Here is a 12257-nt window from a genome sequence, read left to right as displayed (position 1 = left end):
GTTATGCACACGAGAAGACTCGAACTTCCACGGGGCATCGCCCCACCAGCCCCTCAAGCTGGCGCGTCTACCATTCCGCCACGTATGCTATTTGATACAATCACTATCATAACAACGTTTCTTGAATGTGTCAATCCTCTTTTTTAGGTCATGATTTATTATGAAGTGTGTCTTTTCCTAGTAGTTCGAGCCTTCCTCTGCAATTAGAACAGACATATCTTTCTGTATTTATCCTTCTTTTACGGTAATATAGCTGTCCACAACCGGAGCACTGATATTTCCACAACTGCTCGAAAACTTTTCTTTCCTTTAAGGCTGGTGTGAACCTTAGCCCAGCTACTTCTTTTAATAACGCTTTGAAATCAGCATCTTGATGCCGATGACCTTTTCCTTCTAAATGTAAGTGGTAGTGACACAGTTCATGCTTGACGACCCCTTCAAAAATATCCATCCCCAATACTTCTAAAACGAGTGGGTTAAAATCTAAGTTATGCGTTTTGAGAAAGTATCTGCCTCCGGTTGTCTTCAACCGTTTGTTGAAGGTGGCTTTATGTCTAAAGGGCTTTGAAAAAACATTGAGTGATAGTTCTTCGACAAATGCCTGCAACTTAACCTGATCCATAGCTTACTCCTTATAATAAAGAACGAGATGCACAGCAGCACCTCGTTACCGTCATTCAGTTCTTTTATTCTTTTCCAAGCATCGTCAAGGCAATACGGCCTTTTTTCAAATCGACTGAATCAATCCATACATTCACAATATCCCCAACAGCTACGACAGCGCTAGGATGCTTAATGAATTTTTTGCTCAGTTTTGATATATGCACGAGCCCATCTTGTTTCACGCCAATATCAACGAATGCACCAAAGTCCACAACGTTACGAACGGTTCCTTCAAGGGCCATTCCTTGCTGTAAGTCTTCCATTGTTAAGACATCAGTTCTGAGTAGTGGCGCTGGCATATCATCACGCATATCTCTTCCTGGAGCAACAAGGGCCTTCACAACATCTTTGAGCGTCTCTGAACCCAAGCCTGTTTCTGCCAGAACTTTTTCTTCATCCAGCGATTTCACACGCATACTTAAGTCTTCTGATCCGATATCAGATTTCTTCAGCCCAGCCATTTCAATAATCATTTTAGCTTCTTTATACGTTTCTGGGTGAATCCCAGTATGGTCAAGCGGTTCTTTTCCATCTGGAATTCTCAAGAATCCGACTGCCTGCTCATAAGCTTTTGGTCCTAGTCGTTTGACTTTTTTAAGTTGTGCTCGGCTCGTAAATTTACCGTTTTCTTCTCTGAAAGTCACAACATTTTCAGCAGTGGTTTTTGTCAGACCAGCAATATGCTTCAGTAAAGCAGCACTGGCAGTATTGACGTTCACACCGACTTGGTTAACCACTGTTTCGATGACAAAGTCCAACTGTTCCGTTAGTTTTTTCTGAGATACATCATGCTGATACTGACCAATACCAATCGATTTTGGATCAATTTTCACTAATTCTGCTAATGGATCTTGTAATCTTCTAGCAATACTGACTGCACTTCTTTCTTCAACCTGCAAATCTGGAAACTCTCTTCTTGCTTCGTCACTTGCGGAATAAACGGAAGCACCTGCCTCATTTACAATGACATAAGCGACTTTATGTCCCGACTCTTTAAGGTTTTCCGCAACAAATGTTTCTGATTCTCTACTTGCAGTACCATTACCAATAGCTACTGTATCTACATTAAATTCCTCAATCATTTTCTTGAAACGGTCTGACGCCTCTGCTCTTTTTTGTTGAGAAGCTGGTTTATGCGGATAAATAACATCAATTGCCAATACTTTTCCAGTCGCATCGATAACGGCTAATTTACACCCAGTTCGGTAAGCTGGATCCAAGCCTAATATTATCTGGTCTTTTAGAGGCGCTTGAAGTAAAAGATTTCTCAAGTTCTCTCCAAACACTTCAATCGCTTGTTCTTCCGCCTTTTCAGAAAGACCGTTACGGATTTCCCTTTCAATCGCTGGTCCGATAAACCGTTTATAGGCATCACTGATAGCTTCTTTTACTTTTTTAACAGCTGGCGTCAGTCGTACACTCTTGATTTCTTGCTTAATGATGTAGTGCTCTATGCGGTCTTCATCAACTTCAATATTGACAGACAGTACACCTTCTTTTTCTCCTCTGTTTAAAGCTAAGATACGGTGAGCAACAAGTGACTGTATGGTTTCTGAATAGTCATAGTACATTTCATAAACAGCTTTTTCATCTGCTGTTTGGTCTTTTACAGTAGAAAGTACTGTTCCTTGTTTACTTGTATATTCTCGAATCCACTCACGGTATTTGGGATTATCTGAAATATATTCAGCGATAATCTCATGTGCACCTGTCAGAACCTCTTCAATTGTCAAAACTTCTTTTTCTTCATTGATATAGCGTTCTGCTTCATTTTCAAGATCAGCCTCTGGAAAAGATAAAATCCAGTCTGCAAATAGCTGAAGACCTTGTTCTTTTGCAATGGTTGCTTTTGTACGACGTTTCTGTTTGAATGGTCGGTATAAATCTTCCACTTTTTGCATCTGTGTTGCTTTTTGAATGGCTTGCTCAAGTTCAGGTGTTAATTTCCCTTGCTCTTCAATAGAAGCTAAGACATCTGTTTTTCTTTTTTCTATATTTTTTATATAAGTATGGCGCTCTTCAATTTCTCTGATCTGGACCTCATCTAGTGAGCCCGTTACTTCTTTTCGGTAACGCGCAATAAAGGGAACTGTATTCCCATCATCTAGTAAATCCAGTACGGCATTGATTTGCTTTTTTGAATAATCTGTTAATTCTTTAATTAATAAGTCCATTACTTGTTTATTTTCTATTTCTACCAAAATATCCATCTCCAATGCATGTATTCAACTTTTCCATTTTATCACAAATCCGCTTAATCAAATACCCGAATTCAGTTCTCTCTCATTATGACTAAAAGATTATCGACACAAAGAAAGGTAGAAAACGAGAAACCTCGACTTCTACCTTTATCTTATAGATCGATTACGACCAGTGTTTTTTCTAGTTGTGCTTTGAAATTCTTGTTGCTCCAATGTCTCTTATTACCTATACACGCAGAAATATAAGTCCGGTCAGTATCTCGATAAGTTTTCCTAAAATGAACATGCCCCATCAAACTGTATTTAATCTGAGGATACTTTGTGTACAGTGACTCATACGACTTGGCTCCTAAAAATCCATTCGCATAATCATATATTCGATTCGGTAAGGGGACAACAAATTCTGAATGTGTCGCTACATGCGTCATCAAAATGATTTTCCGCTTACCAACGGATTCCATATCGCTTGTTAGTTGATCCAGCATCCTCTTACTGACACTCTGATCGTCCATTACCCAGTCTACGTAATGCCGATCATTCCAGGAAGCAAATTTATATTTTTTCTTGTCAAATTGCTCAATTGAATATTTTTGATGATCTCCATATCCATAATCATACCAACCTGGAGATCCTACAATGGCCCACTCATCATTAAGGATTTTAGGATTTCCTACCAGAGACTCTTTTTTTGAAGTGAAAAAAGCATCAATTTGGTTCGTATCTTTCACTTCATGTTCTTTTGACCAGTAATCATGATTCCCTGGTGTAAAAAACACTTGAACGTTCGTGGTCTCTTGTATGTCTTCCAGAAATTTCTGGCTTTTTTCGTAATGATTGGAAATATCTCCTGCAATCAATAAGATATCCAGTTTCTGATCTAAAATCATTTGCGTTACTAGAGATTCTGCAGTTTCACTTGCTTGTAGTGCCTTTTCATTGATATCTATATGCAGATCCGATATCATACCGATTTTCATACTATCCTTTATTCCTTTCGCAAATGGTCGCTGTACGCATACCCTTTGTTTTCAATACTATATTGATTGATTATACCTTCCTTGTCAATCACAATACCATGAAGGCTACCGCCATATACAGCTCCTCCATCAATACCGATTTTCCCATCATCTGTTTTCCATATTGAAGTATCTGTTGGATCTTCATTTAACATGGCTGTGACCGTATGCCCAAATATTATTGTCTTCCCTGTCTTATTTGGCTGATCGTAAAAACCTTCTCGAATCCACACCATATCTCGGTTGCTCGTATTTCTCCAGTTACGAATCGTCAAATTAATCCCAGCATGTACGATGAGAAAGCTTTCCCATTCAAATTTAAGAGGCAAGGTTTCAATAAATGATTTCAACCATGGCGCTTTTTTTTGAAGACTAATGGCTAATTCAGAAGGCTCTTTCCCTTTTAATTCTGTCTGCAAAAAAGAAGCTATCGTCACCATTCCTCCATTCATCGCATAATTAGAACTGAATTCATTCGGGTTTTTCATAAAATTCAGAAGCATCTCTTCATGATTTCCTCTTAGACAAATGGCGTGCTCTTTTTCTATCAGTTCTCTGACTTTTTCAAAACAAGCTTTTGGATTTTCGCCTCTGTCCCCCAAGTCTCCAACTAGTACGAGCTGTTCTTCTTCTTTGTTCCAGTGCTCTAAAAGTTGGTTAAACATGGTGATTTGACCATGAATATCTCCGATTATAAATAATTTATCTTTCACCTTAAACTCCCCCCATAACTCTCATCCTGACATCTGTGTAACTATCTTACCACACACATGAAATGGACTTATACTTTTAGGCATTTTATCAATTGAATCACTCTCCTATGTAGATTCGTGTAAAGGCTTATCATTATAAATTTAATCAACATTCATACATCTTCAAGTTTTCTTCATAGAAATCGTTCATATCGAACGGTATAATCATTATATGAATAAAAATGTACGAATGAAGAGAGGAAGCAGTGTAAATGAATTGGAAAAAATGGTTAGGTGCTATCGTATTGATAGCTGTTTTAGGGTTTATTGGATTTAGTATTTGGAATAGCTCACAAGATGAGCAATCCCTTACCGTGAGAACAGCGGAAGTCGGAGAAGATTCGGTCACAGAAGTTGTCGTTTCAAATGGAACAATTGTCCCTTCTGAAACTCAGGAAGTTTTAGGTCAAGGAATCGTTTCTGAGCTAAACGTAGCTGTTGGAGATACTGTTGAAGAAGATGACACGTTACTCACTTATCTAGACGGTACTGCTTATACTGCAAACTTCGATGGAACGATTACTGAAGTGAATGTTTCTGAAGAGGAACCCGACAATAATGTACAACAAGGACAAGCTTCTATCGTTTTAGCCGACTTAAATAATCTAGAAGTTATGATTCAGTTATCTCGCTCAGATGCTAACTTAGTAGAAGTTGATCAACCAGTATTGTTGACTTATTCAAATGAAGAATATCAAGGAACGGTCTCACGCATTGATCCTGTTGCAAAACAAGAACAATCTCAAGTTGGCTCTACTACATCGCTTGGTGCAGTGGTAACGTTTGATGACCAGCCTGAAGGATTGATTGCTGGATTTGAAATTGATGCTGATATTACGGTTGCTTCTGCTGACCAATCTTTAATTGTTCCTATTGAGGCTTTGAACTATGATGAAAACAATCAACCTTTCGTCTATACAGTTGTAGATCAGACAGCTCAAAGAGTCGAAATTGAGACGGGTATTCAATCAAATACCACTATTGAAGTAACGAATGGATTATCTGAAGGAGATCAAGTCATTTTATCTCCAGGAGACGACGTTACTCAAGACGCGCAAGTAGAACTAGAAGATTAATAGGAGGTATTCTCGTGATCGAGATCAAAGATATCGAAAAGATTTACCGAATGGGCGGGGAAACTTTAAAAGCATTAGATAAAGTTTCTTTATCTATTCAAGAAGGAGAATTCACCTCTATAATGGGTCCTAGTGGCTCGGGAAAATCTACCTTAATGAATATACTTGGATTATTAGATCAATTTGATAGTGGCACCTATCTTTTGAATGGAACAGATGTATCTGGAATTTCGGATAACGAACGGGCCCATATTCGAAACAAAGAAATCGGATTTGTCTTTCAGTCATTTAATTTGATGACTCGAATGAGTGTGCTGGAAAATGTCATGCTCCCTCTTGTCTACGCGAAGGTTCCAAGAAAAGAACGAAGTGAACGAGCGATTGAAGCCTTAGAAAAAGTGGGATTAGGTAATCGTATCAATCATCTCACAAATGAGATATCTGGTGGTCAAAAGCAACGTGTAGCGATTGCTAGAGCCATTGTAAATAATCCTTCAGTGTTGATGGCAGATGAGCCTACAGGCAATTTGGACTCTAAAACAACGGAAGACATTATGAGAATTTTTCAGGACCTGAATGATGAAGGTACAACGATTGTTATGGTTACTCACGAACCTGAAATGGCTGAGTATACTAAACGGACTATTCATTTCAGAGATGGTGTACTTCAAAAAAATGAATATCTGACGCCTAAACGTTTGAAACAAACGGAGGTGGATGAACATGTTCTTTAAAGAAAATCTAAAAATGGCACTGGATAGTATTTTTGCGAATAAAATGCGTTCTTTTCTGACCATGCTTGGAATTATTATCGGAATAGCCTCTGTTATTGCCATACTCGCAGTAGGAAATGGCGCCGCTAGTGAAATCACCGGTACATTTAGTGATTTGGGTGCGACAACGATCCAACTAAGTGCAAGTGATTCGGAGCAAAGTGGCGAAGCTCTATCCAACGAGGATTTATCGGTACTGAAAGAGTCTATAGAAGATATTCGCTATATTTCTCCAAACGAACAGACTCAAGGAACCATATCCTCTGATGATGAAACCCGACAAGCAGTTGTTTCATATGGTACGCCCGATCTTCAATACCTTAGTCAGACAATGAGTTCTGATCTGGTTGATGGTCGTTACTTTAACCAAAATGATTATGATGAATCCGCTGACGTTGTTGTGATTGATGAAGATGCGGCAGAAGCTCTATTCGGACGTACAAATGTCGTCGGAGAAACTTTGCGCGTAACGACAGCCCAGGTTCCACTTAATTTAAGAATCGTCGGGATTGTAGAAGGAAGATTTGGAGATATACAGGGTGCATTCGATACAAGTGAACTGCCATTGTTTATTGCGATGCCAAACTCTACAATTGGAAACGCCATTCCGCAGTTTGCTGGTATTAGTTCTGCTATTATCGAAGTTGGTGCGACTGAACAAATTGAGCCTGTTTCTAACCAGATCGTTCGCTTGCTTGAACTAAGAAACAATGCCGTAGGAGAAAATAAATATAACGCGACAAATTTCTTACAAGCACTAGATCAAGTGGATAATGTGCTTGGGCTATTCATCAACTTTATCGCGGCTGTTGCCGCAATCGCCTTACTAGTAGGTGGTATCGGAGTCATGAATATCATGCTTGTATCTGTTACTGAAAGAACGCGAGAAATCGGTACTCGAAAAGCACTCGGGGCAACAACCAATACGATTCTGACTCAATTTTTGATGGAGTCGATTATTTTGAGTTTGATTGGTGGATTAATTGGATTGACCTTAGGTATCTTGTTATCTAATATCATTGCCGGGTTCCTTGATATCATTCCAAATATTACATTTGGAAGTGTCGTGCTCGTGCTCGTATTTTCTACAGCTGTTGGGGTTTTCTTTGGTATTTACCCTGCAAGAAAAGCTGCAAAACTAGATCCAATCGAAGCTTTACGTTACGAATAAAAGTTATTAGAAAAACCTACGCTAACAATCAATTGATTGGCGTAGGCTTTTTTGTGTTTATATTTTAAATATTTGCCATTACAATAAAGTTAATAATAAATAAAGCTGCTGTGACCCAGATAACTGGATGAATGACTTTTGCTTTTCCTTTGACGACTTTAGTAATGATATAGAAAACAAATCCTGCTGCGATTCCGTAAGAAATACTGTAGGCAAATCCCATAAAGATCGATGCGAAGAATGCGGGTACTGCTTCTTCTAAATCATTCCAGTTAATTTCTCCAAATGCTGACATCATCATGATTCCTACTACAATCAACGCAGGTGCAGTTGCTGCTCCAGGTACGATTGCAATGACTGGAGAAAATACTGCAGCTAACAAAAACATAATCCCTGTAGCTACACTTGTCAGACCCGTACGACCTCCAGCTCCGATTCCTGCTGTACTTTCTACGAATGTCGTTACATTTGAAGTACCAAAAATTGAACCAGCAGTTGTTGCAATAGCATCTGCGAACAACGCTTTTTCCAGTTTCGTATTGATGCCTTTACCTTCGTCCATTGCTTTTTCATCATCTAAAGTGAAAATACCTGTTTTACGACCCGTACCAATAAACGTTCCGATCGTGTCAAAAATATCAGTGAGTGTAAATGCAAATACGGTAATAAATACGAGTGCATAGCGAGATGGATCAGCTAAAAGAGAGCCAAAACCTTCTGAACCAAATGCCGCTCCAAATGTGATTCCAAGATCAGAAAAAGCTGACCCTATTGAGTTTGAAGGATTTGTCAAACCCGACAGATCCGTTACGCCCATTGGTATACCAATCAACGTTGTTCCGATAATTCCGATTAAGATCGCGCCTTTAACATTGGCAATCAACAGGATAATCGTCAAGACTAATCCAATTAACCCCAGTAGTACATGGGGTGTCGCGAAAGCTGTAAGATCAGGAATAATTCCACCACCTGTTACAACTGTATTTAATCCACCTTGATACGTCTCCTTTGCAGCATCAAAAGCTTCATTATTAGCAGAGATGATATTTGGGGCTTCTGAAGTGAATTCTAAAAAATCTGCATTCTTTAATCCGATGTACGCAATAAATACACCGATTCCACCACCAATTGCATGTTGAAGGCTTTCTGGAATGGCATGGATAATCATTTTACGGATACTTGTCATCGTGATAATAATATTCACGATCCCACAGATAAAGACCATCGCTAATGCTTCTTGCCATGAGAACTCTAGTGCGAATACGACTGTATAAGTAAAGAAGGCATTCAGTCCCATACCTGGTGCCTGTGCATAAGGCACTTTAGCATAAAGCCCCATGATCAATGTCCCAATTGCTGAGGAGATGATTGTTGCAAGAAAGACAGCTTGAGATGGCATTCCTGTTAAAGATAAGATTTGTGGATTTACAAAAACGATATAAGACATCGCGAAGAAAGTCGTAACCCCTGCTGCGATTTCACGTCCTACATTTGTATTATTTTCTTTCAGTTGAAAATATTTTTCTAACACTGATATGACCCTCTTTCAAGATAGATACTTCGTTTGTCGAAGCTCTTGTATAACCTCTCTCAATTGTCAGCTTTTTACGGAACCATCTCGCTCTACATTTTTTGTCCGATTAAATCAAATAAGAGCATATAAAAAAGGATGAGAATACTCATCCCTAAAAACTAATCGATCTCTGAGAAATGAAAGAATCCATTATCTCTAGATCTAATAGTCAATCTTTTAAGGTGATTGGTAGAAACGTTAGCCCGTATCGCTAAACTATATTAGATGATTTATACAAATTCATTTCTCATTATAATAGGCATTTATTAAAAAAGCAACCTTATAATAGAACATTATCAGTTTACTTCTACTTAAAGTTCGTGTTTAAAGTCGATTCAATAGTTATTTATCTATTAAAGTTCAGATAAACGGTTTGAACCTGAACATGTAAAAGCTTACAAAATAAAAAGAGAACCTCATATAAAGGCTCTCTTAAAGCTTATCTCATCGTAACAAATTCTTCCGCTGCTGTTGGATGTATCGCCACAGTATCATCAAAATCTGTTTTTGTTGCACCCATCTTGATCGCTACTGCAAATCCTTGTAGCAATTCATCCATTCCTCGTCCAATACCATGAAGACCAACGATTTTTTCGTTTTCTCCTAAACAAACCAATTTCATATAAGATTTTTGTCTGTTTCGGGTAATTGAACTATGCATAGAGGTAAATCTGGAAGTATACACTTTTATGTTCTCTTCTCCATACTCATCTTTTGCTTGTTCTTCAGTCATACCTACTGTACCGATTGGAGGATGTGTGAAAAATACTGTAGGAACCAAAGTATAATCCAAGTATGAATCTTTTTTTCCATTGAACAGTCTTTCAGAAAGTCGTCTTCCAGCTGCGATTGCAACAGGTGTCAACTCAACTCTACCGGTAACGTCTCCTACTGCATAGATGTTATCTGCTGTTGTATTTTGATACTGATCTGTTTCTATATAGCCATTAGGGTAAAGATGTACGTTCGTAACCTCTAGATTTAGATTTTCTGTGTTCGGTGTTCTACCCGTAGCCCATAGTATCAGATCAGTTTCATGTGTTGATCCATCTTCAAAGTACATAATATAAGATCCATCTTCATTCTCTTTTACTTCTTTGACTGTTTTATTTGTATGAACGTTTTTACCTTCCGTTTCAGCAAGTTCAATAAACCCTTCAGTGATAATAGAATCAAATCCATGCAGTGGCATAGGTTTACGGATAAATAAGTGTGTATCGGCTTTAAACCCATGGAATATACCACTCATCTCGACTCCGATATAACCACCACCAACAACAGCTACTCTCTCTGGTAATTCAGTTAAATCAAATACATCATCTGAAATGATACCAAATTCACTACCAGGTATATTAGGACGTTTTGGTCTGCCACCTGTTGCAATTAAAATATGATCTGCCGTATAAATTTCCTCATTTACTTCAACGCTATATTGATCCACAAATTTAGCATACCCTCTGATCAATTCTACTCCATTACTATCCAAGCCACTTTTATAGGCACCATGTAGTCTTTCGATAAAGCTTCTTCTATTTTCAGCCATCTTTTTGAAATTCAGTTTAGGTGTTTGACTTAATTCTACGCCATAATCCTCAGCATATAAGTCCAGTTCTTCCATCATTTCAGAGACATGCCACATAATTTTCTTAGGTACACAGCCTAAATTCACACAAGTTCCACCGAGATCATTTGCTTCAATCAAACCTACTTTTGCACCATGCATACCGGCGCGGTTAGCAGAAGCAATGCCTCCACTACCACCGCCGATTACTAAATAATCATAATGATTTTTGTTGTTTGTCTTTGTCATTTTTTCCATCCTAACTTATACAGTATTCACTTACTTATTGTACAATGAATCTCTGTTCATACCTAGTATCTTTTCCCTAAAGAGTATCTTTCTATTAATGAACAGTTTAGTTCATATTCATTGTTTAATTGACTTGTTCTAACACTATTATAAAAGCATCTCTTTCTCAGCTTAGTGCTGCAAAGAGATGCTTTTTGATTTCGGATTATCTATTTAACTCACCTTGACGGTCATATTTCGTTGCTGGACGTGTTTTGTGTCCATAGATTCTAGGCATTAATTTGCCGTCGATAAAAGGAGCGAGGAAGTTCATAATTAAAATGGCAAACCCTACTCCACCAGGATAATTGAAGACGATTCTGAAGAAAGCTGTTAGCACCCCGCATCCAATCGCAAAAACAGTTTTCCCTGCTGGCGTCAGTGAACCTGAGCTATAATCTGTAGCCATATAAGTCGCTGCGAAAAAAAGCGTTCCAGTGAGTGCATGTGTCATCATAAAGTCGAAATTAAACGCACTCCAGAATCCCATAATTACTACAGTGGTCAATATATATAATATCGGAATTTTTGGATGAATAACTCTTCTAAAAATTAAGTACAGCATACCAATTAGTATAGCTAATTTAGATGTTTCACCAACGTTCCCTCCAAGGTTAATGCCCAAAAACAGCTCCCATAGTTCAGGTACCTGTTCTGAAACAGTCTGAGCACGATTCCCAATAAATTCGAGTGGGGTAGCACCAGCGACAGCATCTACTCCCCAAGCACTTGGTAAAACCCAGTTTGTTATCCATGGTGAGAAAAAAGCTTTCAGCATAACTCGAGCTGCAACAGCTGGATTAAAGTAATTTTTACCAATTCCGCCGTTGAGTTGCTTTACAATCACGATGGCAAATACTGACCCCAACACAACCGTCCAAAGGGGGGCTGTCACGGGCAAACTCAATCCTATCAGCATACCCGTAACGCCAGCACTCAAATCATTAATTTTGACTTGCTGATAACGAATTTTTTGATAGGCATATTCACTTAACACTGCCGACCCAATACCAACAGCTACCATTAAAAGAACTTGTAGTCCAAAGAAGAAAGTAGCAGCAATCATAGGAGGTATAAGGGCAATCATCACTTGTCCCATTATCCACGCTGATGTGCGTTTAGAACGAACATGTGGTGAAGGTCCTACTTTAAGATTCTTTTTAAGGTCCATTGTCTGCGCCAT

Annotated in this window: 9 protein-coding genes, 1 tRNA gene, 2 pseudogenes and 1 riboswitch; of the genes and pseudogenes, 3 read left to right on the top strand and 9 right to left on the bottom strand. The window is 38.5% G+C overall.

Going from position 1 to position 12257, the window contains the following annotated elements; all coding sequences use genetic code 11:
* Positions 1–4: 4 nt before the first annotated feature.
* The 6 genes and pseudogenes from LG377_RS03920 to LG377_RS03900 all read right to left on the bottom strand — a co-directional run bounded on the left by LG377_RS03920 (position 5) and on the right by LG377_RS03900 (position 4593).
* Positions 5–88: transfer RNA gene (locus LG377_RS03920), tRNA-Leu, on the bottom strand.
* A gap of 60 nt (positions 89–148) precedes the next feature.
* Positions 149–622, bottom strand: a complete 474-nt coding sequence (locus LG377_RS03915) for a SprT family protein (protein ID WP_225743404.1) — start codon at positions 620–622, stop codon at positions 149–151.
* A 64-nt stretch (positions 623–686) separates the two neighbouring features.
* A pseudogene (locus LG377_RS12510) lies at positions 687–2039 on the bottom strand (helix-hairpin-helix domain-containing protein); the annotation flags it as partial.
* A gap of 294 nt (positions 2040–2333) precedes the next feature.
* Positions 2334–2837: pseudogene (locus LG377_RS12505) on the bottom strand (Tex-like N-terminal domain-containing protein); the annotation flags it as partial.
* A 179-nt stretch (positions 2838–3016) separates the two neighbouring features.
* Complete coding sequence (locus LG377_RS03905; RefSeq protein WP_225743402.1) at positions 3017–3841, bottom strand: metallophosphoesterase; 825 nt, start codon at positions 3839–3841, stop codon at positions 3017–3019.
* Between the two features lie 8 nt (positions 3842–3849).
* The gene (locus LG377_RS03900) at positions 3850–4593 is read right to left on the bottom strand and encodes a metallophosphoesterase family protein (protein WP_225743401.1); all 744 of its coding nucleotides are present in this window, start codon (positions 4591–4593) and stop codon (positions 3850–3852) included.
* Between the two features lie 251 nt (positions 4594–4844).
* On the opposite strand from LG377_RS03900, the gene LG377_RS03895 reads away from it, so the two are divergent.
* Genes LG377_RS03895 through LG377_RS03885 form a run of 3 tightly spaced genes read left to right on the top strand, consistent with a single transcriptional unit; the run spans position 4845 to position 7652 of the window.
* Positions 4845–5708, top strand: coding sequence for an HlyD family efflux transporter periplasmic adaptor subunit (locus tag LG377_RS03895; protein WP_225743400.1), 864 nt, complete (start codon positions 4845–4847; stop codon positions 5706–5708).
* A 14-nt stretch (positions 5709–5722) separates the two neighbouring features.
* The gene (locus LG377_RS03890) at positions 5723–6442 is read left to right on the top strand and encodes an ABC transporter ATP-binding protein (RefSeq protein ID WP_225743399.1); all 720 of its coding nucleotides are present in this window, start codon (positions 5723–5725) and stop codon (positions 6440–6442) included.
* Positions 6432–7652, top strand: coding sequence for an ABC transporter permease (locus tag LG377_RS03885; protein WP_225743398.1), 1221 nt, complete (start codon positions 6432–6434; stop codon positions 7650–7652). Before LG377_RS03890 ends, LG377_RS03885 begins: the two co-directional genes overlap by 11 nt.
* Before the next feature lie 64 nt (positions 7653–7716).
* Here the strand turns inward: LG377_RS03885 and LG377_RS03880 are convergent, their stop codons facing one another.
* From LG377_RS03880 to LG377_RS03870, 3 genes are all read right to left on the bottom strand, one after another.
* On the bottom strand, positions 7717–9183 hold the full coding sequence (locus LG377_RS03880) for an NCS2 family permease (protein ID WP_225743397.1): 1467 nt from the start codon (positions 9181–9183) through the stop codon (positions 7717–7719).
* 188 nt (positions 9184–9371) lie between these two features.
* A riboswitch (purine riboswitch) is annotated at positions 9372–9469 on the bottom strand.
* 195 nt (positions 9470–9664) lie between these two features.
* Complete coding sequence (gene gor / locus LG377_RS03875; RefSeq protein ID WP_225743396.1) at positions 9665–11035, bottom strand: glutathione-disulfide reductase; 1371 nt, start codon at positions 11033–11035, stop codon at positions 9665–9667.
* Between the two features lie 205 nt (positions 11036–11240).
* The gene (locus tag LG377_RS03870) at positions 11241–12257 is read right to left on the bottom strand and encodes an RnfABCDGE type electron transport complex subunit D (RefSeq protein ID WP_225743395.1); all 1017 of its coding nucleotides are present in this window, start codon (positions 12255–12257) and stop codon (positions 11241–11243) included.

Origin of the sequence: Marinilactibacillus sp. Marseille-P9653 (assembly GCF_916618885.1) — a bacterium.
Taxonomy (GTDB): Bacteria; Bacillota; Bacilli; order Lactobacillales; family Carnobacteriaceae_A; genus Marinilactibacillus.
The sequence above is the reverse complement of the archived record's forward strand: the minus strand, read 5'-3'. Positions and strand labels throughout refer to the sequence as shown.